At 68.8% G+C, this 298-nt stretch carries 1 protein-coding gene; it reads left to right on the plus strand.

Going from position 1 to position 298, the window contains the following annotated elements:
• A partial coding sequence (locus tag NE547_RS18155; protein WP_256176639.1) for a M24 family metallopeptidase occupies positions 1–298 on the plus strand: 298 nt, incomplete at both ends.

Consider the following 298-nt stretch of genomic DNA (forward strand, 5'->3'; position numbering starts at 1 on the left):
CGGAGGGCTTTTTGCGGGCCCGCGGCGCGGGGGACAGTCTGGTGCTCATCCGCGCGGAAAAACCCCACACGTTTATCACGCGCGCCCAGAACAAGCCGATCCGGCCCAATGAGGTGTTCGTTTACTCCTGTGAGATGGCGGGGCCGGGCGGCTACTGGACGCAGATGGTGCGCCCGATCTTTCTGGAGCGGGGCGGTGCGCCGGAGGCGTATGAAGTGCTCCAGGTGATCCGGGAGGCGCTGGCAGCCGGCGAGGCGGCGGCGCGGCCCGGAAACCGGATCTGCGACGTGGACGAGGC

Origin of the sequence: Flavonifractor sp. DFI.6.63, from assembly GCF_024462255.1 — a bacterium.
Taxonomy (GTDB): Bacteria; Bacillota; Clostridia; order Oscillospirales; family Oscillospiraceae; genus Lawsonibacter_A; species Lawsonibacter_A hominis.